This window comes from Collinsella aerofaciens, from assembly GCF_039752775.1.
Lineage (GTDB): Bacteria > Actinomycetota > Coriobacteriia > Coriobacteriales > Coriobacteriaceae > Collinsella > Collinsella aerofaciens_R.
Window position 1 is genome coordinate 1 of sequence record NZ_JBDMGT010000018.1, and the last position, 23,931, is coordinate 23,931.

Annotated in this window: 16 protein-coding genes and 2 tRNA genes; 4 read left to right on the top strand and 14 right to left on the bottom strand. The window is 58.9% G+C overall.

The window, feature by feature from the left end:
* Positions 1-666: 666 nt before the first annotated feature.
* From ABHR63_RS06025 to ABHR63_RS06070, 10 genes are all read right to left on the bottom strand, one after another.
* Positions 667-742 (bottom strand) — tRNA-Lys (locus ABHR63_RS06025).
* Between the two features lie 28 nt (positions 743-770).
* Positions 771-2,051: an aminopeptidase gene (locus tag ABHR63_RS06030; RefSeq protein WP_035136479.1), complete on the bottom strand. Its 1,281-nt coding sequence runs from the start codon at positions 2,049-2,051 to the stop codon at positions 771-773.
* An 89-nt stretch (positions 2,052-2,140) separates the two neighbouring features.
* A complete protein-coding gene (locus ABHR63_RS06035) occupies positions 2,141-2,716 on the bottom strand; it encodes an ABC-2 transporter permease (protein ID WP_035136480.1) in 576 nt (191 codons plus the stop codon).
* Positions 2,717-3,595 carry a phosphoribosylaminoimidazolesuccinocarboxamide synthase gene (locus tag ABHR63_RS06040; RefSeq protein WP_346965144.1) on the bottom strand — a complete coding sequence of 293 codons (879 nt, stop codon included), beginning with the start codon at positions 3,593-3,595 and terminating at the stop codon, positions 2,717-2,719.
* 118 nt (positions 3,596-3,713) lie between these two features.
* The gene (locus tag ABHR63_RS06045) at positions 3,714-5,279 is read right to left on the bottom strand and encodes a sensor histidine kinase (RefSeq protein ID WP_035136482.1); all 1,566 of its coding nucleotides are present in this window, start codon (positions 5,277-5,279) and stop codon (positions 3,714-3,716) included.
* Positions 5,280-5,290: 11 nt separating this feature from the next.
* On the bottom strand, positions 5,291-6,013 hold the full coding sequence (locus ABHR63_RS06050) for a response regulator transcription factor (RefSeq protein WP_006236208.1): 723 nt from the start codon (positions 6,011-6,013) through the stop codon (positions 5,291-5,293).
* A 153-nt stretch (positions 6,014-6,166) separates the two neighbouring features.
* On the bottom strand, positions 6,167-7,378 hold the full coding sequence (locus ABHR63_RS06055; protein WP_346965135.1) for a hypothetical protein: 1,212 nt from the start codon (positions 7,376-7,378) through the stop codon (positions 6,167-6,169).
* Entirely contained in the window at positions 7,378-7,641 is a 264-nt protein-coding gene (locus ABHR63_RS06060) for a TIGR03905 family TSCPD domain-containing protein (RefSeq protein ID WP_006236206.1), read from the bottom strand. Before ABHR63_RS06060 ends, ABHR63_RS06055 begins: the two co-directional genes overlap by 1 nt.
* Positions 7,642-7,769: 128 nt before the next feature.
* Entirely contained in the window at positions 7,770-9,116 is a 1,347-nt protein-coding gene (purB, locus tag ABHR63_RS06065; RefSeq protein ID WP_022093797.1) for an adenylosuccinate lyase, read from the bottom strand.
* Positions 9,117-9,541: 425 nt separating this feature from the next.
* Positions 9,542-9,616 (bottom strand) — tRNA-Gly (locus ABHR63_RS06070).
* 297 nt (positions 9,617-9,913) lie between these two features.
* On the opposite strand from ABHR63_RS06070, the gene ABHR63_RS06075 reads away from it, so the two are divergent.
* Positions 9,914-13,345 (top strand): SpaA isopeptide-forming pilin-related protein, encoded by a 3,432-nt coding sequence (locus ABHR63_RS06075; RefSeq protein WP_346965136.1) that lies wholly within the window; start codon positions 9,914-9,916, stop codon positions 13,343-13,345.
* Between the two features lie 66 nt (positions 13,346-13,411).
* On the opposite strand, the gene ABHR63_RS06080 is transcribed toward ABHR63_RS06075, so the two are convergent.
* Together ABHR63_RS06080 and ABHR63_RS06085 are read right to left on the bottom strand one after the other, a co-directional pair.
* The gene (locus tag ABHR63_RS06080) at positions 13,412-13,630 is read right to left on the bottom strand and encodes a hypothetical protein (RefSeq protein WP_022094153.1); all 219 of its coding nucleotides are present in this window, start codon (positions 13,628-13,630) and stop codon (positions 13,412-13,414) included.
* A gap of 21 nt (positions 13,631-13,651) precedes the next feature.
* The gene (locus tag ABHR63_RS06085; RefSeq protein ID WP_346965137.1) at positions 13,652-16,798 is read right to left on the bottom strand and encodes a hypothetical protein; all 3,147 of its coding nucleotides are present in this window, start codon (positions 16,796-16,798) and stop codon (positions 13,652-13,654) included.
* A gap of 198 nt (positions 16,799-16,996) precedes the next feature.
* On the opposite strand from ABHR63_RS06085, the gene ABHR63_RS06090 reads away from it, so the two are divergent.
* Positions 16,997-18,019, top strand: coding sequence for a helix-turn-helix transcriptional regulator (locus ABHR63_RS06090; RefSeq protein WP_346965138.1), 1,023 nt, complete (start codon positions 16,997-16,999; stop codon positions 18,017-18,019).
* A complete protein-coding gene (locus tag ABHR63_RS06095; protein ID WP_346965139.1) occupies positions 18,006-18,923 on the top strand; it encodes a helix-turn-helix transcriptional regulator in 918 nt (305 codons plus the stop codon). The genes ABHR63_RS06090 and ABHR63_RS06095 overlap by 14 nt, the downstream gene beginning before the upstream one ends.
* Here ABHR63_RS06095 and ABHR63_RS06100 read toward each other — a convergent pair.
* Both ABHR63_RS06100 and ABHR63_RS06105 read right to left on the bottom strand, forming a co-directional pair.
* On the bottom strand, positions 18,920-21,814 hold the full coding sequence (locus ABHR63_RS06100) for a helicase C-terminal domain-containing protein (RefSeq protein ID WP_346965140.1): 2,895 nt from the start codon (positions 21,812-21,814) through the stop codon (positions 18,920-18,922). The two genes, ABHR63_RS06095 and ABHR63_RS06100, sit on opposite strands and share 4 nt — an antisense overlap.
* Positions 21,808-22,773, bottom strand: coding sequence for a D-alanine--D-alanine ligase family protein (locus ABHR63_RS06105; RefSeq protein ID WP_117746860.1), 966 nt, complete (start codon positions 22,771-22,773; stop codon positions 21,808-21,810). The genes ABHR63_RS06100 and ABHR63_RS06105 overlap by 7 nt, the downstream gene beginning before the upstream one ends.
* 85 nt (positions 22,774-22,858) lie before the next feature.
* On the opposite strand from ABHR63_RS06105, the gene rlmN reads away from it, so the two are divergent.
* A complete protein-coding gene (rlmN, locus tag ABHR63_RS06110; RefSeq protein WP_055287295.1) occupies positions 22,859-23,911 on the top strand; it encodes a dual-specificity RNA methyltransferase RlmN in 1,053 nt (350 codons plus the stop codon).
* Positions 23,912-23,931 lie beyond the last annotated feature (20 nt).

Sequence of the window (23,931 nt, forward strand, 5' to 3'; positions counted from 1 at the left end):
CCTCTCGGCGGCCTTGCGAAAAACAAATCCAAGTTAGACCATTTCAAATGGTTCGATGTCTGCCCGGATGCGACACTCAATGTGTCCATCCTCGCAGTATCCGGTTCTCAAGGTGCACGCCCCGCGGCTGATCCGGTCCGACCGGGCCGCGCGGCAAGGAGATATATTGCCAGACCGGAGGGCCCCCGCGGGCGGGAATCGCGCACTCCATATTTTGTTCACAAATGAATAGAACCCTCAGTTGCTTCGCTGAGGCCGTATTCGAAGCAGCAGCTTCTGATATTGGCGATGACCAGCTGGTTTATAGGTGTTAAGGCATCGGTCATCTCTGGAGCGCCACTTTACTCCAAAAGCATCAGCTATTTGTTTCCCGTCGGTAAAAGGCAGGTTTTGTTCGCCGAGCGTTCTTATATATAGAGAAGTTCGGGTTCGAACCCGTGCACCGGCAACAAAAAAGCGGCCGGCATCCGCCAGTCGCTTTTCTATTCTATGGTGGGCCGTCAGGGGTTCAGCCTGCTCCGCAGGCGGCCGCTGCGGCGCTTTCGCGCCTTGCGCGCTGCGCTGGCAAACGCTCACGCGTTTACTCAGCTCCGCGCCCCGACGGGTTCGAACCCGTGTCGCGGCAACAAAAAAGCGACCAACCGGAGTCGATCGCTTTCTTTTCTATGGTGGGCCGTCAGGGGTTCGAACCCTGGACCTTGGGATTAAAAGTCCCCTGCTCTGCCAGCTGAGCTAACGGCCCGCGGGTGGCATTGTACCACGGTCTGGGACTATTCCCAACTCCATTGGCCGTTCTGGAAAATCACAACTTCACGTCCATCAGGCGTAATGCCCGTAATATCGATGTCGTCCGTGCCGATCATAAAATCGACGTGCGTGCTCGAGACGTTAACGCCATGCTCCAGGAGCTCCTCCTTGGACATGTCATACCCACCCTCGATGCATTCGGGGAAACCGACACCTAGCGCGAGATGGCAGCTAGCGTTCTCGTCATAGAGCGTATCGTAGAACAGAACGCCGCTTTCGCGGATCGGAGTGTTCTTGGAAATGAGCGCGACCTCGCCCAGATGAGCGGCACCTTCATCGGTGTCAATAATGCTCGCAAGCGTTGCCTTGCCCACGCGGGCGTCGTAGTCCACCACGCGGCCGCCCTCGAACTTAATCCAAAAATCTTCGACTTTATTGCCGTGGTGGATGAGCGGCATGGCCGAGTACACGATACCGTCGGCGCGCATGCGATCGGGCGAGGTGAAGACTTCCTCGGTGGGAATGTTGGGGAAGAAGGGATGTCCATCGGGCGTCTTGCCCTTGCCGCCGGCCCACTCGTGACCCTTCGTCATGCCAATCGTCAGATCGGTTCCATTTGCCGCGGTGTAATGCAAGTAGTCGAAACGATTGTCGTTCAGGAAACGCAGGTTCTTTTCGAATGCGGCGTCATGGAGTTCCCAGTCGCTCTCCGGGTCCTGGCCATCGGCGCGCGCGGTGTGCAGAATCGCATTCCACAGTTTATAGATTGCAACCTCATCGGCGTCTCCCGGGAACACCTCGTGCGCCCAAGCCACGACCGGAGCGCCGGCGATGCACCACGGATTGATGTTGTAATCCAGTCCACGGCGGAAAACTTTGCACTGCGTATTCCTCGCCTTTGATGCCGCGGCCGGCTTGGCTGGATCGATGCCCTTGAGGGCCGCAGGATCCGCACCTTCGATAAAGACAAAGCAGGCACCATCCTGGGCCAAGGAATCCAGCTGCATGCGCTTCCACTCGGGTGTCTGCTCAAAATAGCTTTTCTCGACATGCTCGTACGTGAGCCTCGTCACGGCATCATCGGCCCAAATGACCGTCACGTGGCCGGCGGCGGCAGCATAGGCCTCCGCGACCACCACGCGCGCAAACGGCGCGCACTCGACCGGAGACTGAACGACGACCTCCTGGCCGGGCTTGACGTTTACGCCCTTGCGGACGACCAGGCGCGCGTAGTTTTTAATCTTGGGCTCCAGGGCCTTCATGCCCTCCAGAGCCTCTTCGACCGTCAGGGCAGCTCGAATCATGTGCCACTCCATCTATCTATAGAACAGTAAAAAGGCGCGCCGCAAAAACGACGCGCCTTATATCTTAGCGATAAGTATGTATGCAAACGCTACTTCTTCTTGGAGTCCTTCTGGTCCTCCTCGGCAGCCGCGCGCTCAATAAGAGCGTTGAGCTTGTTCTCGGACATGCCCTCGGCCTGCGCGCGGTACATGTTGCGCAAGGGACGAATACGAGCGAAGTCGTAGATAAAGTCACCTAGGATGATGACATAGGACAAAACGATGCCGACCATCTGGACAGGGCTGGACACCATGCCAGCGGGAGCGAAGTACAGCGAGGCCCAAATTGCCACGACGAGCACCATGCCAATGGCGAGCACAATCCACCAGATGCGACGGCGCTTGGTGTAGTCCTCGTCCTGCTTGAGGAGGATATTCGACACCGTATAGATGCGGTCCTCCTTGGCGCGCTGCTTGGCCTTGCGGGCGCGCTTCTCCTCTTTAGAGAGGCCCTCGAGGTTCTCGCCCTTCTCGAGCTCTTTGCGGCGTGCCTTAGACGAAGCCGGCACGACGCGAACGGAGCTCGCTGCTTGGCGGGCGGGCTTAGCAGATGCGGCAGACTTGCGCGCAACCCCGGTAACTTCGTGGGATTGCGTGCGCTTGTTCGTGGCGCTACGGGTACTCACTTATGCGTTCTCCTTCATGCTTGTGAACTGGGAGCCGGTGATGATCTGGAAGGCCTCGCGATAGCGCTCGGACGTGCCATCGATGACCTCGGCGGGCAGGTGCGGGGTCTCCCCCGTCATATCCCAGTTGGCCTTAAGCCAATTGCGGACGAATTGCTTGTCGTAGCTAGGCTGGATCTTGCCCTCCTCGTAGCTGGCAGCAGGCCAGAAACGGCTGGAGTCGGGCGTGAGGCACTCGTCGATCAGCGTGACCTTGCCATCAATAACACCAAACTCGAACTTGGTGTCGGCAATGATGATGCCACGGGTCGCGGCGTACTCGGCAGCGGCCTTGTAGATCTTGAGGGAAAGGTCACGAATCTGCGTGGCGATGTCCTCGCCCACGATCTCGCAGCAACGCTCGAACGAGATGTTCTCGTCGTGGTCACCGATCTCGGCCTTCGTGGACGGCGTGAACAACGGCTCGGGAAGCTTGGAAGCCTCGGTCAGGCCCTCAGGCAGCTGGATGCCGCAGACGGTGCCGTTCTCGTCGTAGGTCTTCTTGCCCGAACCGGTCAGATAGCCGCGGACGATGCACTCGATAGGAATCGTCTGGGCCTTCTTAACCAGCATGGCGCGGCCAGCGAGGTAGTCACGATACTCAGCAAACTCCTCGGGGAAATCCGCCGGGTCGATGGAAACGAGATGGTTGGGGACGATGTCGGCAAACTTATCGAACCAGAATGCCGAGATGCGATTGAGCACCTCTCCCTTAAACGGAATCTCGTCGGGAAGAATGAAGTCGAACGCAGAAATGCGGTCGGTGGCGACCATCAGCAGGTTTTCACCGGCATCGTAAATATCACGAACCTTGCCACGGGAATCCGGATGACGCTCCATCGTTGTCACGTGAGTCACTCCTTACCTAAATACGACAGAAATGCGGGTTCTTTCCCGCATGTTTTCGCAAACTCGGAGCGGCAGGGACGCGGCCCCTCCTTCACCGAATAGCGAAAAGCTAGTGCTCCATTGTAGTAGATGCCGCGTCTGCCGTGTGCTCGCGGGGCAGATGAATCGTAAAAGTCGTACCCTTTCCAAGCTCCGACTCCACGGATATGTAGCCATGGTGACGCTCGACAATCTGCTTAGTCACGGCGAGGCCGACGCCCAGGCCGCCAGCTTCGCGGGCGCGGCTGGCATCGGCGCGCCAAAACCGCCCGAAAATGCGCGACAGATCGTCCTTGGCAATACCGATGCCGGTATCAGAAACGGCAATGCTGACGTGCCTGCGGTCACTGAGCACCGACACCACGACCCAACCGCCCTCGGGGGTGTAGCGCATGGCGTTGCTCATGAGGTTGATAACACATTGCGTGATCATGTCGGGATCTGCCTCGACAACGTCATCGTGGCCCTGCGTCTCATCTGCAAAGCGCAAACGCAGGTCACGGTCGGCAAACAGGCGCTCCTGGCCATTCACAATCGATCGCACGAACGGAACCATGTCCACCGGTTCTAGATTGAGCGGAGCCGTGCTGTTTTCCATACGCGATAGGTCGAGCATCTGCTGCACCAGACGAGCCAGGCGACGCGTCTCGGAAGCAACGGTCTCCAAATGCTCATCGTCGGTGGGATACACGCCATCCTGCATAGCCTCGACCGTTGCGAGCATGGCCATAAGCGGCGTGCGAAGCTCGTGTGCAACGTCTGAGGTCAGGCGCTTCTCGTGTTTCATATCCTTCTCGAGCGAAGTGGCCATCTCATCGAAGGTCTCACCCAGCTGATCGATCTCGTCATCACCGCGCAGTCCCGTGCGAGCCGACAGGTCGCCGTCACGGATTTGCTTTGCGGTACTGGTGATGCGATGAATCGGCTTGGTGAGCATGCGCGACACGAGCGATCCGATAACGACCGAAATGCAGATTGCAACAACCGCGGCGAGGGCCATGGCGTTAAAGGTCTTCTCCCTAAACGCAGAGTCCGCCTTGGTGAGCAGAGCGTCGGAGCCGATGGCCCACAGCTTTACCTGTCCGACATGCTCGCCGGAAGACGTTACAATCTCGACGTTAGCAACGCTATCGGAGTCGGTTGGAGCAGACGAGACCGGGCTATGCGATGCCCTCTTGCCGCTCGTGTCGTCGGTCGTAGCCTGGTTTTCGCGTACATCGGCGGTGGCGCTTGCCGAGGGCCAGGAATCGTCATAAACGATCACGCCCTTTTTATTGACGACCTGCATGCCCAGATCGTCGGAAACCAAACTCGACGTTGCGACCGTGCGCAGTTCTCCCGCGGTCCAAGAGCCGTTTTCCTCATATGAGGTCGCCAACTTCTCGGCAGCGGAATTTGCGATTTCGACGATATTGGAGCGTGTGTAATCCGAAAAGACCGTGCCCCACACAACAGAGACAACGCCCACCAGCACCAATACTGTCATGAGCGATGTCAGAGCAAAAGCAAGTGCCATGCGCGAGGGATAGCTCATCGTTGGCCGTGAATCGGAACGAGGCGTGTTCCAACTAGCCTTGGAACCCGCCTCGCTCTCCTGCTTGTGCTTTTGTCCGATTTCAAAGCGCGCAGGTGTCATATGTGATTTCCCTATTTCTCGTCCGACTTATCGGTCTTGGCCGGAGCCTCGAAGCGATAGCCGACACCATGGACGGTGTAGAGCCACTTGGGCTTCTTGGGATCATCGCCCAGCTTGGCGCGAAGATTCTTCACGTGGCTATCGATGGTGCGCTCATAGCCCTCAAAGTCATACCCGAGCACTTTCTCGACCAGCTCCATGCGGTTATACACACGGCCGGGATGGCGGGCAAGCGTGGTGAGCAGCTTGAACTCGGAAGCCGTCAGATCGACTTCCTTGCCCTCGACCAAGATCTTGTGGCCCGAGATATCGATGACCAGATCGCCGAAGTCGAGTACCTCGACGGCGGGCTCGTCGGCCTGATGGGCACGGCGGAACAGAGCGCGAACGCGGGCGACGAGCTCGCGCGGCGAGAACGGCTTAATCAGATAGTCGTCGGCGCCGAGCTCAAGACCGATAATACGGTCCTCGATCTCGCCCTTAGCCGTCAGCATGATGATGGGGACATCCGAGGTATCGCGAATGGTGCGGCAAACGCGCTCGCCGGGAATCTTGGGGAGCATAAGGTCGAGCACGACCAGGTCGAACTGATGCTTCTCGAACTCCTCGATCGCGGACTGGCCGTCGCCGACGCCCACAACCCAGTAGCCTTCGCGCTCGAGATAGGCAGCGACGGCGTCACGGATTGCCTTCTCATCCTCGACCAGCAGAATCTTTTTTGCATCTGAAGCCATAACACGGCCCCCCTGTCTCAATTAGCTAAGAACAAGCCCATTTTAACGCACCTGAGCCCACCGGGTATCGCATGGGTGCGATAGCTCGGCGGGCGGTACTCATAGTCACAACGCGCTTATTCCCCTGTCGATGCCTTTTTAACCCCTCGGAGACTAAAGAGAGAACAAGCGAGCGGTAACCGTCTCGGGAATTCCCTGGCTGTTACGCACCGTTGCGTACGTTAAGAACGAGTTCGATTTACCCGCCGTAGCAGGATAATCGCCATACTCCAAGGCTCGGTCGGGCGACAGAAGCGAGCCGTAAGTCTTAGCCGAAGTGTCAATCAAAAAATGCGACGCCTGAACTTTGACCAGATATTTATTTTTCCTTCCCGCAGCGCACGCGAGCGGCTCACGCGAAAGGAAGAGATACGGCCCGCCCTCGTTACCGATATAGGTGCCCATATTGCCCAGGCCACCCACACCGCTATACGTCGCCTCAATGGAGAACACGAAGGTGTCTCCCATATACACGGCCTCGAAAGGCGAAACCGACGAAGGAAGCACCAGCTGAGCTCGCTTCGTGTTGTTGCCGTCAGTCAGGTCGATCGCCGTCATACCGTAATAGACGCCCTCATCATTGTGCACGCGGGGCGAGATGGTCAGGATGCCGTCGCTCACACGCGGGGCGGATGCGAAACGGCCCGTCGACTTCCAAATAGTCTCAGGCTTGGACTCGCTGGGCGACTGACGGTAGCAGTACGAATCGTTACTCGTCTTGGTGCCGCCGGACGAAGGCATCTTATACCAGATGACCGACGACCCATACGCTGTGAAGAGCGGCGGATCGTAGTTTTCGCCGCCGCGGTCGAGCTCGACAGCGTTGCCGGTAAGGGAGGAGCCTGCAAGGTTTTGCGCATAGAGTTTCCAAGACGCATTGGCAAAGTTCATCTCGACCCATGCGAACACGCCATCACCCGCGCGAACGTCGTAAAACGCATAACCGGTTCCCTCAATGGGATCCTCGATAAGTGTGGTAAGCGAGCCATCGCCCAGGTTGAGCACACCAAGCGTATTGGCATGCAGGGCAGAAGCAGGCGCCATCATCGCGGCGGCGTAGTCGCCATCGCAGTAGTACAGCAGCGTGCCCAGCGGCAGCGTCCACGAGGCCGCGGGCTCAAGATCGATATCAACAGCTTCGTACTCATCAGTGATCGAGACAATCTTCGAATCGTCCTTGATAACCTGCGGCTCGCCAGCGGCATCGTCGCTGGTGCCCGTTTTTTTCGAGCATCCGGCAAGCACCGTGGCAGCGCCCGCGGCAGCCCCACCGAGTACAAAGCCGCGACGCGATATTCCGTTCTTGATGTGATCGGCGATACCCATTAGGCGATCTCGGTGCGAGCGGCCTCGATAGCGCGTGTAAGCTGGTCGGCGCAGGAGGTCTTTTTCATACCGCAGGTATTACCGGCGAGAACCTCGATTACGCGATCGGCAGGAGCGCCCTCGACCAGCTTGGAGATAGCCTTGAGATTGCCGTCGCAGCCGCCGGTAAATTCAACGCCCATCACCTTGTTGCCGTCATCGGAAAGATCAAGGTGAATATTGCGAGCACACACGCCCTGAGGCTTGTAATCAAACGAAATCATGCGATCCCCTCTCAGAATGTTATTCGAGAAGACTATTATCCCCGTCTTTCCCTAAATGCAACGAGGCGCTTTGCCGGCAACACACATTACCAGCAAAGCGCCCTAAAAAGCTAACGTTATGCCCGAACCTACTCGAAGCTCAGCTGCTCCAGACGATCAAAGACCGTGTCGATACGGGTGAGGAAGTCCCACGGATCAAAGATCTCGTCGAGCTTCTCCTGACTGACGGTGCAGCGCGGGTCGGCCTCGAGACGCTCCTTAAAGGTGGGGCCGGAGACACAATCCTGTACCTCGTGCCAGGTTGCCATAGCGTTCTCCTGCACAATGGCGTACGCGTCCTCGCGGGTGATGCCCGTGTCGACGAGGGCGAGCAGTACCTTGGAAGAGAAGATGAGGCCGCGGGTCTTATTGAGGTTGGCCATCATGCGGGCGGGATACAGTTGCAGGCCGTCGATAACGCGAATGAGGCACTGGAACATGTGGTCGAGGGCGATGAAGCTGTCGGCCTGGGCGACGCGCTCGGCAGAGGAGTGCGAAATGTCACGCTCGTGCCACAGGGCGACGTTGTCGAAGGCAACCTGCGCGTTGGCCTTCACGACGCGCGACAGGCCGCAGACCTTCTCCATGGTGATGGGGTTGCGCTTGTGCGGCATGGCGGAGCTGCCCTTTTGACCCTTACGGAACGGTTCCTCGGCCTCGAGTGTATCGGTCTTCTGCAGATTGCGAACCTCGGTAGCGATGCGCTCACAGGTGGCCGCGGTGGTGGCGAGAACGCCGGCGAGGTAGGCGTGATGATCGCGGCTAATAACCTGCGTGGACAGCGGGTCGTGAACCAGGCCCAGGTGCTCGCAGACATATTCCTCGACAAACGGCTCGATGGAGCTGTACGTGCCGACAGCGCCCGAGATGGCACCAAAGGCAACGTTCTTGCGGGCATCCTCAAGACGGTCCAGATCGCGCTTGAGCTCCCAGGCCCAAGAGCCAAACTTCATGCCAAAGGTCATCGGCTCGGCATGGATGCCATGAGTGCGGCCGGCGCAGAGCGTGTTGCGCTCCTCGAAGGCGCGACGCTTGCAAATCTCGCCGAGCTTCTTGACGTCCTCGATGATCAGGTCGCAGGCCTGGGTGAGCTGGTAGCACAGGGCCGTGTCGCCCAGATCCGAGCTGGTCATGCCATAGTGAACCCAGCGGCTGGGCTTGGGGTCGCCCTCGGGAACATCGGCATCGATGTATTCCTTCATGTTGGTCAGGAAGGCAATGACGTCGTGGCGCGTGACTTCCTCGATCTCATCGACCTTCGCCTTCTCAAAGTTGGCATGGTCGCGGATCCACTGGGCCTCGTCTTTGGAAATACCGATCTTGCCGAGCTCCGCCTGGGCCTCGCAGGCCAGAACCTCGATTTCCTGCCAAATGGCGTACTTGTTCTCGAGGGAGAAGATGTGTCCCATCTCCGGGCGGGTATAGCGATCGATCATAGCGGCTCCTTTTTGGTTATTGGCACGTTGGTCGTAACCCAACCATTGTACCGTGCGCAGGTGCAAGTATGGGCAGCAGGCATTAACCTAACATTTTGGAATTGGAGCGAGCATGGGGACGTCCGCGCATTTGCTTCGCAAATACGCACCGGCTGCGGTCGACAGACCCGGTCCGCGCACACGCACGGGCACAGCGGGTTGGACCCGACGTTCCCGAGGTCCCCCGTACTCGATGGAGCGGGCAACGGGACATCCGCGTATTTGCTTCGCAAATACGCACCGGCTTCAGGCGCCTGTCGGCGCCTTCGCCTGCTCGCTACAAACGCTTCGCGTTTGCTTAACGCTCGCACCCTGGCGGGTTCGAGTCCCGGCGCTTGGTAGTAAAAAGCACGGCAACGTAACGCTGCCGTGCTTGTGCTTTTTACTGGAGCGGGCAACGGGACTCGAACCCGCGAGTGTCAGCTTGGGAAGCTGATGCCTTACCACTTGGCGATGCCCGCTTGTGTGTTGGCTAGTATAACGCGGTTGTCTTGTTCGATACAAGGGTGGCGATGCTTGTTTTAGCTGTGGAGATTCGTTTGAAAATCGCGTCAATTGTGGAGATGAGGACCTTTGACCTCCTGTTCTCCCTATCTTCTACCTGCGCTTTTGCTTGATTGTTGTATTTGAGCTCAATTTGTCAGGAATTGGGCAAGCTTTTGGTCAGGCTCCGGTACTTACCCGCATGAACCTCGGGGGTAGCCTCATCCTACGCGTCGCAGCCTCCCCATGCGGCGCACGAGGGATAAGGAGCAGCCATGTCCAACGCACCCACGCACTCTGTCCACAGCGCAATCGCAACAGGTCCGCTGCTCCTGCTCCTCTTCCTGCTTTTCGGCTGCCTGGCACCGAGAGCCGCATTTGCCGTCGATGGCTACGACCAACTCGGCTTCCGCACTATTAGCGATGATTGTGGGCCCTTCTTCATCGGCAAGTATGAAGCTCAAGACGCCTCGATTGCCTACTGCATGAACCAGGAGCGCCCCGGCCCCACCAAGCCGGGCGGCCCATGGCTCAACTTTGATCAAGGCTGGGTGTGGCTCGACGACGAGTTCGCGGCAATCGTTTGTCACGGATATCCTACCGCCACGTCGTTTGGCGGTTACCATCTTTCACCCGATCGCGCCCGCGCCGCAACCCAGCTTGCCGTATGGATGCTCAACGGCACTACCCATGTCGACGGTACCTATTCCTACACGACCGCTCAGGGCAAAACCAAGAGCGGGCACTTTACCGCCGACAATGAAGTCGTGGCGGCTGCGCGGTGGCTCCACGACAACGCAAAATCAGGAAGCATCAAAGCCGCTCCGCACCGCGCGCGGCGCTATCTAGGAGCCGTATCGGGCGGCAGCAAACGTCAAGACATGCTCTATGTACTGCCGGCAGTCTCTGTTTCCTTCAAAAAACAGTCTGCAAACGCCGCCATTACCAGCGGAAACAATACTTATCAGTTTGACGGGGCAACATTCGATATTTTTGAGAGCGCCAGCGGCGCGCATGTCGGCACCGTCCAGATGGACAGCAACGGTCGAGCGCAAGCAACACTTCTGCCCAACACGGCATACTACCTAGTTGAAACGAAGGCGCCGGCCGGCTATGTCCCCCGCCACGATCGTATTGCCTTTACCACGGGGAATGACGGCGGGCGGGTCGCCATTGATGAACAGCCCGGCACCATCAACCTGCGTATCGTAAAACTCGATGCCGCGACGAATGCCGGCCACCAGGTGGGAGCTTCGCTCGCAGGAGCAGAGTTCACGTGTGTGTCGCAATCAACCCCTGGATGGGCACAAATCCTCACGACCGACGAAAGCGGTCGGGCCACCCTCGCCGATGTCCCCTTAGGAACCTTTACCATCTACGAATCAAAAGCCCCCGAGGGCTACCTGCCATCCAACGACAGCTGGACCTATACCGTTGGAGCCGACCAGCTCGGCGATTCAGGCGTGGTCGAGATCGAATCTCGCGTTTCCGATATCCCCATTGCGTTTAACCTTGAGATTTCCAAATTCAAGGATTACGGCAATAGCGACCAATCCGGCCTGGAGCAGCCGGCGGGTGGTGTTGTCTTTGAGGTTGTCAGCAACAGCTCTCAGCAGGTTGTTGGCACACTGACCACAAACATCTATGGCTTTGCCTCCACCGAAGATCAGCCCGAAGCATGGTTCGGCACAGGCAAGCGACCCGCCGGTGTCCACGGAGCCGTCCCATACGACCGTGCCGGCTACACGGTTCGTGAGGTTCCGGAAACCGTCCCCGAGGGTTTTAAACGTGCAGGGGAATGGACCGTCGGGGCAAATCAGATTTCCGACGGCGCCGAGCTTCAATATATCGTGGACAACCACGCTCTGTCGACGCATCTCCAGATTGTAAAACGCGATGCCCAAACAGGCGCTTCTGTTCCCCTAGCCGGATTCACCTTCCAACTCCTCGACAGCAATCACGAACCTGTCTCACAAACTTGCTGGTATCCAGCACATAACGTAATGGACACCTTTACGACTGACGCGACCGGGACCGTCACACTGCCAGAATCGCTCGTGCCGGGCACCTATTATGTACGCGAAACCTCGGCCAAAGAGCCCTATCTTGTCAGCGAAGAAATCGAGGTAAACATACCCGCCGACATGAACCTAACGCCCGTTGCAATCGCCTCGTATTATGACCGCGCCGCGACCGGAAATATCAGGATCGTTAAAACCGATGCCGTAGACGGCAGCAGCCTCGCGGGCGCCATCTTTGAGATCCGTGCCTCGGGTGATATCGTGCGCCCCGACGGTAGCATTGCCGCACTCGACGGTGAGACTGTCGCTACCGTCACGACGGATGAAACTGGAGAAGCACGCGCGGACAACCTCCCACTGGGATCTGGCACCGCACGCTACGAGGTTGTCGAGACTCAAGCGCCGGCAGGCTTCTTGCTCGATCAGACAACCCATATTGTCGACCTTACTTATGCCGACCAGAAAACACCCGTTGTAGAAGCACGGCTTAACGTATCCGACGATTACACCAAGGTTGATATCTCCAAGGTCGATGCAAGCGGTGAGCAGGAAGTAGAAGGCGCACGGCTCACCTTATATGGTCCCGATAAAACCGAAATAGACTCCTGGACCTCATCCGACAAGCCACACCGCGTCGAACATCTTGCACCCGGCACCTACTCGTTGCGCGAAATGATGTCTCCGCGGACCTATGACCTTGCCGAGGAGATAACGTTTGAAATAAAGGATACGGGAGAAGTCCAATCCGTCGCGATGAAGGATGCGCCCATCGAGATCAAGGGGCAGGTCGACAAGCGTCAGGAACTTGTCCAGCCTATCGAAAAGGGCCTGTTGGCTAACGGCGATGGTAAAAACCGTGCCGCGATGCAAACCAATACGGATGGGCTTTTCTCCTATACCATCGACGCTCGAAACGATTCAACTACCTGGGTTGATGAGTTTACAATTACCGATGATCTTGAGTGTGCCGAGGACGATACGGCGAGATTCGTCTCAATCGAAACCCCCGTCGCCATCGGCGACCTCAACGGTCTGTGCAACGTGTGGTATCGCACGACGCCGTTGGACTCGACAGACGTCGATGAGCCGGCAAACGCGACACTTGACGATGGGCACGAAAATCCTTGGCTTGAGTCCGACGAAGTAAAGGAAAGTCTGGGTGAGGATTGCCGCCTCGTCGATTACGACGGCTGGCACCTCTGGAAGGCGGATGTCTCGACCACGGAATCCACCACACTCGAGGCGAAAGAACTCGACCTTGCGTCCAATACCGTCGTAACGGGCATTCGCATTGAATACGGTGCGGTAGCCGCCGGCTTTACGACTCGAAGCGATGCGGATTCTTGGACCCGCGATGATCTCAAAGATGAGCACGACGACCTTGACGATGCCAAAGCAATCCTTGGCACAGACGCTCGGGGCGCAATCGTGCACATGCAGGCGACGTCGGCTTATACGCCCCAAACCGCACTCACCAACAGCGCGCGCGTCGATCTTTGCCGCAATGGTGGCGGCGATAAACTTGAGTCACATGACGAGGACAGCGTTATTCAACGCTGTACCCTACCGCAGGACCTACCGGCAACAGGATCAGTTCCCATCGCCGCTTGCATCACCGCGCTCCTGACCTCGGGTGCCGCAGCCCTATGGTTCGCTCGCCTTAGGTCGATCCCAAAGAAGCGCTAGCGCGATGAAAAAGCGGGCGAGCCAGTCCCCTGGCTCACCCGCTTTCAATCATGTAAATCGCCGTATCTACTCTGCAGACGAAGATCCACCATCAACGATTGCCTGCTCGGACTCAGGAATCCCATCGGCACCCGTACTCTGTTCTTGCTCCACCTCTTCGCTGATTGCGGAGGCGGGGGTCGAACCCTTTGCACCCACGATGTAGGCAGCCCCAAATCCTAACGCAATGGCAATCAAGGTCAAAATCACGTAGACAGGCCAATGGCGCTTAATATACGAAAACACGTTGACTCCTTAGAGCTCCGTCTACGAACGGCGGATAACCTCGGTCACGACCTCGGATACCGTAGCAATGTTCGTCGGGTTGACATTGTGGGGCAGGTCGTCCTCGGTACGAGCGCAAGCCAGACGCGTGCCGTCCACGCCGGCGATAGTGAGGGCTCGGCGGCTCGCCTCGAGCGCGGCATAGGCATCGGTCTTGGCATAGGGCATCTCGAGCGCGCCACAATCGACATGGAACGACTTGCACACCTTGCTGACCAGGTTCATGATGCGGCGATCGCCCTTGAGCAGCTGCTGTTCGCCCTCAACCGTCACCACCGAAAGCCTACCGGCGCCGACGGATTCAAGATTGATAAAGAATACGCCGCGGAGCTTATCGCGATGCGAAGCCAAGAAGGCCTTCATGCCGGCGCCATCACAATCCGAGGCGCCCGTTGCCACAAACCAGATATCGTGACCGAGCAGCTCATCATCGCCCATAGAGGCGACAGCCGAGAGCATATCTTCGGAAGAAGCGCCGTCGGAAGACGTAGCGCCGCCCTTCCAGCCATCGTTATCGTCCTCGAAATTATCCCACGAACCGATGCCGCGACCGGACTTCTTGGCATCGTAATCGTCTTCGACGCCCAGCCAGTCACTCATGCTGTCCTGCTCGTTTTTCTTTTTACGACCGAACAGACCGCCCAGGCCGCGCTTACGAGACTTGGGTGCCGCCGGGGCGGGAGCTGAAATGGTCTCGATCGGCTGCGCGCCCGACGCGACGGGCATAGGAGGCGCAACGGGTGCCGATGTGGGTTCGGGACCTTGGGCGGTAGCAAAGGGGTCGTTGACCTGGGCAGAGGGATCGGGAAGGTCGAACAGCGACGTGCGAGACGCAACGTTTGCCTGCTTCATAGACGGCAGCGACGGATCGGGGACCGAAGCCAGCGGAGACGAGGAAGGTGCAGGCGACGGTGCCGACGCCGGATCGGGAACATTCATCTGCGGACGCGGCGATGCCTGGGAGGAAATCTGGGCCATAAGGGAATCGACCGTTTCGTCCTGGGTGGGAGCAACATTGGCAACCGTGGCACCGGAACCACTCGGGGTCGGCATGGTGAAAATCTGCGTGGAGTAAGGCCTCGACTCATCCGTCTCGGGAGTCTCGGAAACCGCAGACACTTCCTCCTGCTCGACCTCGGTCGAATCATCTTGCTCGGCTACCGCGTACTGCTCTTCGTCAGAGTTGGCCTCGACGGGCTCGTCCTCAGCAGCATCCTGAATTTCGGCAGCATCAATGGGCTCGTCATCGTCTGCCACGTCGTCCTGCTCATCGGAAGCAGGAAGGGGCTCGGCAATCGCGGTGCCTTGCTTTTCAAACGTTATCGTGGAATCGAACTGCGCGGCATCAAACGACATGGTGCTATCGACGTGCTGCTGGGCCTCGAAAGACGTTGTAGCTTCGGCGGCGTCGACGGGCACGGACTGCATAGCCTCGTTCTGCTCGAACTCTTGCGCCGCGAGCTCACGTGCCGCCTCGGCTGCCTGCTGCTGAGCGATAGCCTCCTGCTCGGCAGCCTCGCGTGCGGCAGCGCGCTTCCCCTCGAAATCGTCGACAAATTTCTTGCCCTTTGCAAGCGCACCCTTAAAGAAGTTGGAAGCGCTGGCGCCAATCGACGAGAACGCCGATGCAATGTCGGCATGGGGCGTTGCCGCGGGAATCTCGGCCGAGAAATCAGTATCGCTCTCGTAAGACACGCGCCTCGGCTGTTCAACGTAATCGTCGTCAGACTCGTCCGCAACGTCTTGCGCCGGCGCGGCGGGAGCCAAAATGTCCAGTCCTGCCGCGGGATCGAACGCGGACACTGCCTCGGGCTCGGCAACGGCAGCGGTAACCGCGGCAGACTCATCATCCACGGTGACAGCGGGCGCAGGCGCAGTCACGACGGGGGCAGGCTCGGGCTCAAACGTCGGCTCCTCGCCCTCCTCGTAATCGAGCGTGCAGGACTCGGGAAGCATTCCGAGCGCACGGATGGCATCCGAACCAAAGCGGATGTTGCCGGCGGCATTGCGATAGAGCTTGGGCTCGGGCTCGGCCGCGACAGGCTCCTCCACCGGCTCGGCAGCGGAAACCTCGTCATTGAACTCTTCAGCCTGGACAGCCTGATTCTGATCCTCGGGCACGATGGCGCCAATCAGCGTCTCGTCGGCAGACGCACCCTCAAAGCCCTCGATCTGCTCGTCGAAAGCCTCACCCTGTTCGGGTTCGGTCTGAGTGTCGGGAGCAATCGGCTGACCGAACTCGTCCTCGGCGTAGGTAGGCTCTTCGTACTCGATGGTGTTACCGTAGTCGTTTTGCTGCTGGGCCGCGGCATACTCCGCCGCTGCACGCGCCATTTCCTCGGCACGACGCTTTTGCTCCCCAAAATAGGTATCGAACGGAACATCGTCGGGAAACTCGTTTTCACCCTGGAAGGGAGCAACGTTGTCCATAACGCCGAGCATAGCGGCGACAGAAGACTTGTTGCACACCGCGCCGGACGTATAGGGAAGAATATGGCGGTTAGAGATGATGTTTGCCGCGTTGGCAAGTGCAACGAGGGAAGCGAGGATCGCGACAATCCACAGCAGAACCTTGAGCGCGCCGGGGAGCGGCAGGATACGCAGGATGGCAACGGCAGCGGGGGCAACCGTGGCAACGGGCAACAGCTTGGCGATGAGCGCACGATACGAAGCATAGGGCTCGCGGGCGAGCAGCTCAGCACGGGGAGAGTCGTAGTGTGCGACAACGACCACCGGGCGGTTACGCGGGGACGCGAGCGGGCCCGAGGCCTTGTGGTAGGCGATGACATTTTGGCTCACGCCCGTCTTGCCCAGACGCGAAACCACGGGGTGGCCCGTGCGCTCGAGCACGTAAAGAACGGCGCCGACAATAGCCAGCAAGGTGCCGACCAAGCCGATACCGGCGCCGATGCCCATCAGCAGGGCGCCGGCAAACGCAAGAATACCGGTAACGGCAAATGCCAATCTACTGGGCGCCGGGGCATTGAACTCCTGAACCTCGGGATCAAAGCCGTGGTTGCGGAAGATCTGAGCGATATCCTCGGCAGCCAAGCGCTCTTCTTCGCTGCATGCCGGCGTAATGCCGGTGTTCTGCAGCAGGTGGTTAATATAGTTCTGGGTGTTCGCCATGTGCGCTCCACATCCATAATCCGACAAATAGGCCCAATGCATGCACATTAGAACCGTATATAGTCGAAAGTATACCCCGAGCGAGCGCAAACGACCGAATTCGGGCCATCTTAACGCCCCGAGCGGACAAGGATATAGCCTAATCTCCATATCGGACTAAAATCATGGCAGCAAACCACCTTCTCATGCGAGGACTCTATGACGGCAAGCGACACGACCGAGACAATTAAAAAGGGGAATTCGGAGCCCAGTTTCGATAAAACGGCTCAGCGCATCCTCAATCTTTTCTTTGTGCTCAATAGCTCCCCCGAACCGCTGACGACCGAGCAGATCGTCTTGGATTCTGACCTGGGATATGGCTCGGGCAATATCGACTCGGATAAGCGCAAGTTTCGACGCGATCGTGACAAACTGCTCGAACGCGGCATCTTAATCAAGGAGGTTCGCCCCACCGGCGCGCAGGAGACCGAGGAAAGCTCGTGGACAATCGACCGCGAGCACACGTTTGCAGCAGGTGGCCTCATCACCGCAGACGACGCCGACATCCTACTCAACGCCATCGACCAGACGCTAGCGGCCGGCTCTTCCACCTTTGCCGCGCCGCTTGCCGATATTCGCTCCAAAATTGCCTACCTCACCGGCATGTCGGCGGTGGACGAAGCACCGATCCGCCGCTCTCCCACCGTCGATGCGGTATGGAGCGCCTTTGCCGAGCGATGCGCGCTGCGGTTTTTATATCAGAACGGACGCGGCGAGCAGAAAGAACGTACCGTCTGCGTCTACGGCATGTTCGAGCGCGAGGGCGTGGCGTACTTCTGCGGCCTCGACAATGCCACCGACGACATCAGGACATTCCGCTGCGACCGTATCGTTCGCGCTTGGCGTCCTTCGAAGGCCTACGCCATCCCTGCAGACTTCAATCTCAACGACTATCTGTTCTTTGAATTCGATTTTGTCGACCGACCGCCCGTTGCAGCCACGTTCTCGTTCGCCCCTCAGACGCAGATCGATATGATCAACGGCCTCACGCGCGGGCGAGGTGAGCTCGCACACACCGATGCGGGATGGACCTGGACCGTTGACGTGCGTGACCTTGAAGCCGCCGCCTCATTTTGCATGGCCCACGCCATGGACGGCATGAGGCCCATGGCCCCCAAATCGCTCAAGCAGGCGTGGAACCACCTCATAGAAAGGACGGTGCACGAGCATGCCCGTGCGTAAACTCACCAGCGAGCAGAGACTCTCGCGCGCCATCGACATCATGGAGGCCCTCTACGCCGTCGGCGAGAGCGGCATGACACGAACCGAGATTTGCAGTCGCTTTGACATCACGGGGGTGTCGCTCGACGAGATTCTTGAGATCGTCTCGACGCTCGCGGACCGAGAATCGGGCGCGCGCATCATCTGCGAATGCCGCGGCGAGCGTGTGGTCCTCACCGGTGACGCCGGGCGCGTGCTACCGCTGCGTCTGAGTGCCGCCGAGGGCGCCGTGCTCAACCATGAACTTGAATCGTTGGGGATCGAGCCCCAGGCGGCAGCTCGGATTCGACATGCTCTTCTACCCGAAGAGCTCGGCTATAACCAGCGCGTCTTTGACACCGTCAACCACGGGTCGCACTGGCAGCAGCTGAGCTGTGCCATTCAGGACGGCGTTCGCTGCCGCATCTCGTATCGTTCGATGGACGATGCACGGCCACGCGAGCGTCTGGTCGACCCCTTGCGCATTACGGCAAACGGCGACCAAACATACCTGATTGCCTGGGACATCGCAGTCGATGAGCAGCGCACCTATCGCATGGATAAAATCGAGGGACTCACCTTGACGGAAGACTCCGTCGTGTCTCACGCACCGGACGTCGCATCCCTCCACGATTCCCTTGCCCGGACGCAGCGTAGCGCAAAGCTCTTGATGCCATTCGATATGGCGGAACATCTGGACTGGGCCGGCATCACCCTAATCGAGCGCAGCGGGGCAGACATGGTAATGGTAACCGTGCATTACGGCTCCGAGCGTTGGCTACTGAGCCAGGTAATCGCAGCGGGCGGAGCCATCCGCATCTTGGATGACCCCGCCCTGTCAAAGCATCTGTGCGATATGGCAAAAACCCTCGTCTGTCCGCTTTAGCGCCGCCGCTCGTGGCGTGCACGCCACAGTTGCAGATAGTGCCCGATCTGCGCCGATTCGATGCGCTGGTAGGAGCTCGTGGGCAGCGACGTTAAGAACTTCTTTCCGTAGCCCTTCGTCACCAGGCGCGGGTCGGCCAGAATCAGCACGCCGCAATCGGTCGACGAGCGGATAAGGCGGCCGGCCGCCTGCTTGACCTCGAGCACCGCCTCGGGCAGCGAATAGCGCGCCCAAGCGCGGTCTTCGCGCAGGTTGCGCTCGCACGAGAGCGGGTCCGTGGGGCTCGAGAACGGCAGCTTGGGAATGATGACGCAGCGCAACGTCTCGCCGCTGGCGTCGAATCCCTCCCAGAAGGCCTTAAGAGCAAAAAGCGACGAAGCCGGCTCGTTGATAAACCGGTCGCGCAGGCGACGAGGAGATGAGTTGCGCTGCTGGCAGTTGAGCTCCAGACCCGCACGGGCCATCTTGGGCTCAACGCGGGCGTACAGGTCTTCCATGTCGCGCCGATTGGTAAACAGTGTGAGCACCGATCCGCCCATGGCAAGATGGGCGTCGACCAGCACGCGCTCGAGCGCCGTAAGATAGCTCTCACGATCGCGCGGATCGGGGATATCGCCCGCAACGACTACAGCCATGTTCGAATCGAAGTCGTAGCTCGAGTCCAAGTGCAACGATGAGGATGTTGAAGCGCCGATGCGATCGAGGCCGACCGCGTGGTTAAAGTGTTCAAAGCTTTTGGACACCGTCATGGTCGCCGAGGCAAAGATAGCCGTGTGAACCTCGGGCAGCCACTCGGTTGCCAAAGCCTCGCCAATGTCGATGCGCTCTGCAGTCATTGACTCTCCGCCGGCGCGCAGTCTGCGATTGACCTGCAGCGAATACACGTAGTGTTCATCGGTGCCATCAATGATGAGTTTGAGGTTCTCGGCAAGCTCGTGCAGGCGGCGCGAGATATCACCCAGGTCGACAACAACCTCGGGCTTGTCGGCGGCGACGGCTTGCACCAGCGCGTCGACGCTCCTGTCAGCTTGTTCCAATGCGTCGATGGCAGTGTAGGCCGACTGTAAGAAATCATGCCAGTCGTCAGATTCGCGCAGCTCGGGGCCAATCCATAGATTGGCATTGTCATAACCCCCACGGGCACGGCGGCCGAGCTCGCGAACGCCATCGAACACGTCGGCGATTGCCATGCTCGCGCGCGCAACCGTCGACGTCGCCTTGGCAGTAAGGCCCAGATAGAGCGTAGAGCCCTCGGAGGTTGCCAAATCACGGGAGACCTGGCTTAGCGCACCGGTGCTCGAGCCACCCAGGCGCTCAAACAGAACGCGTGATTCGTCCGCCGACACCACGCGCGCCCACTGACGGCGCGCCTCGCGCTCGATGGAATGGGCCTCGTCGATTACCCAATGACGAATCGGAGGTAAAATCCTGCCCTCGGCCGCGACATTGCGGAACAGCAGGGAATGGTTGGTGACCACCACGTCGGCATGCGCTGCACGACGGCGAGCGCCGTGGACCAAACATTTATCAGGGAAAAACGGGCAGAGGCGACGAGCACACTCGCGCGAGGCCGTCGTAAAGTCGGGGCGGTTGACGCTGCGCCACCGAATGCCGAGCGAGTCGAGGTCGCCATCGGCTGATTGGCAGACGTACGCCATAATGACCGCGACCGCCGTGAGCGTGTCCGCCGGATCGCGCTTGGTGGTAATCTCGACCTGGCCGCGGCTCATGCGCTCAAGCTTGCGCAGGCATGGATAGTGGTCATACCCCTTGAGAGCGCAAAATGACAGACCACCGTCCAGTTGCTCGGCAAGTTTTGGCAGCTCATGGTACATGAGCTGGTCGGCAAGATTATTCGATTTGGTCGCAATACCAACCGTGATGTTGTTACGGCGCGCTGCCTCGGCAAAAGGCACCAGATAGGCCATCGATTTGCCGACGCCCGTGCCCGCCTCAATTACACGATGAGTGCCCGTGACCAGCGCATCGCGGACCTCGAGCGCCATCGCGATCTGCTCATCACGCGGCTCGTAGGTGGGATACATGCGATTGACCAGGCCACCTGGCGCATAGTCTGCCTCAATCTCCTCACGACTCGGCATCTTGAGGACCGGCAGTTCGTCGGCGTCCACCCGATCGTCGGCGCGATCGGCCTTGAGAACGTCAGCACGAGCGGCGCTGAGAGAGAAGATAGAACCAGGGTTCTGCCCTGCCAAGAATGAGAAGATAGGACGATAGGACCAAGGCACATCCGGATGCATGTCGGCTAGGCGCGCCATGAGGCCCTGAGGCAAGTCGGTGAGCGCCACGAGCAACACGCGCCATACGCCACACAGGGCGTCGACGTCGGCATTGGCACGGTGTGATACCGAGTCACAGCCAAACAGATCGGCCATAAAAGACAACTTGTGCGATGCCAGGCGCGGAAGCGCGATGCGCGACAGCGCCAGCGAATCGATCCAGATATCGCTCACGTTGACGCCGCCTTTGACCGACTCGATAAACGAGCGGTCGAACGTGGCGTTATGTGCGATTACCGGGCAACCACCGACAAAATCGGCGAGAGCGGCTACGGCCTCAACGGCCGACGGGGCATCTGCCACATCGGCATTTGTAATGCTCGTGAGCTCGGTGATCTCGGCGGGAATCAGCTGCTTGGGATGCACGAAGGTATCGAAGCGGTCGACGACCTCGCGGCCCGAAAGACGGGCCGCCGAGATCTCGATCAGCTCATTGTCCTGCACCGAAAGACCTGTGGTCTCGGTATCGAGGACAATCACATCTTCCTCGATAAGGCCGAAGGACTGCGTTTTGGCGCGTTCGGCAAGCGTGGCATAGGAGTCGATGACAAACTGCGGCGTTCCTGACGAAACCGCGTCCTCGATTAGCATGCAATGCCCGCTCGACGAAGGCCCATACGAATCAGGCTGTCACAGACCTGCGGGAACGTCATGTCGTCGGTGTGGCGGATCTCGTCCGGATACAGCGACGTATCGGTCATGCCGGGAATGGTATTGGTCTCGAGGATAACGGGGCCGTCCTCACTCACGATAAAGTCGCTGCGCGAGATACCCAGGCAACCGAGGGCCTTGTGAGCAGCACAGGCAAGCTCCTGAGCGCGAGCGTAATTCTCGGGTGAAATCTGCGCCGGAATGCGATGGATGTCCGTAGGGTCGACATATTTCACGTCCAGATCGTAGAACTCGCAGTCCTCGGGTTTGCGAATCTCGACAATCGGCAGAGCGCGCACGTCGTCCTCGCCGTACACACCGACGGTGATCTCGGTACCCTCGATGCACTTCTCGACCAGCACTTTGTCGCCGTACGCAAACGCCTTGGCGATTGCCGCGGGCAGCTCGGAGGGCTCATGGACCAGGGAAATGCCATAGCTGGAACCGTTGACGGCCGGCTTCACAAAGCAGCGCTCGCCACAAACCTCGACGATATGATCGATATCGACTTCATCGCCCACCTCGAGCGCGAGGCCGGGGGCAATGGGAATGCCCGCCTTGGCGTACAGGAGCTTAGAGACCTCCTTGTCGGCACCGCAGGCGCTGGCAAGCACGCCCGAGGCCGTGTAGGGGATACCCAGGGTCTCCATGGCGCCCTGCATGGCGCCATCCTCGCCGCCGGCACCGTGCATGGCGATAAACGCCACGTCAAAGCCGCCGGTCGCCATGGTTACCATAAAATCATCGGCAGCCGTGTCGAGCAGCTCCACCGAAGTGTAGCCGGCCTCCTTCAAGGCAACCACGACGTTCTTTCCCGAATTGAGCGAGATCTCGCGCTCAGCGGAATGACCGCCCGCCAAGACCGCTACGTGCATGTTCTCTAGGCTTTTACCCGGCATGGGCAGACTCCTCCTCTATAATTTCTGCAGCTGATACCATATTGTAGCGATACCCTCTACGTTTCCCCAAAATCGAAAGGCTTCCATGAATCCCAGGACTAAATCTCAGGACATTCGCGACTTGAGCCAAAACGATATTCGCGAGCTCGTGGCCGAGCTTGGCCAGCCCGCCTTCCGCGCGAAGCAGCTCATCGAATGGGTCTTTGAGAAGAACGTTTGTTCGTTTGACGATATGACCAACCTTCCCAAGGCTTTCCGCGAGCAGCTTAAAGAGGCTTTCGCCTTTGACACGCCGACTGAACTCACCAAGCAGGTTTCCAAAGATGGCTCTCGCAAGTATCTGCTCGAGTACCACGACGGCGTTTCCGTCGAGACCGTCGGCATGCCCCGTCGTAACAAGCTTTCCGTCTGCGTTTCCACCCAGGCAGGCTGTGGCATGGGCTGTGCCTTTTGCGCTACCGGTCTCAACGGCCTCAAGCGCTCTCTGACCGCTCAAGAGATCGTCGACCAGGTACTTCATGTATCCAACGACTTTGGCGAGCGCGCCACGAGCGTTGTCTTCATGGGCCAGGGCGAGCCGTTTGCCAACTACGACGAGGTTCTCAAGGCGCTGCGAATCCTCAACGACCCCGATGGCATCGGTATCGGCGCTCGTCACCTCACCGTCTCTACCAGCGGCGTTATTCCCGGTATTCGCAAATTTGCCGACATCCCCGAGCAGTTCACGCTTGCCGTTTCCCTGCATTCCGCCATCCAGTCGACGCGCAATAAGCTCATGCCCGGTGTTAAGAAGTACACGCTGCTTCGCCTTCACGAAGCGCTTCAGCTCTACACCGAGAAGACCGGCCGCCGCCCGACCTATGAGTATGCCATGATCGAAGGCGTCAACGATACGAATCCCGAAATGCAGGCGCTCTGCGACTTCTGCGAGGGAACGCTGTGCCACGTTAACCTCATTCAGCTTAACGACATCGAGGGTAGCCCGCTCAAGCCGTCGCCGATTCATAAGGTTGAGGATCTTCAGCGTCGTCTTGAGTCCCGTGGCATCGAGACCACGATTCGTAACTCCCGTGGTAACGATATTGACGCCGCTTGCGGACAGCTGAAGCAGCGCTTCAAAGTTCAGAAGAACGCATAGGGGAGTCGCATCCCAAAACG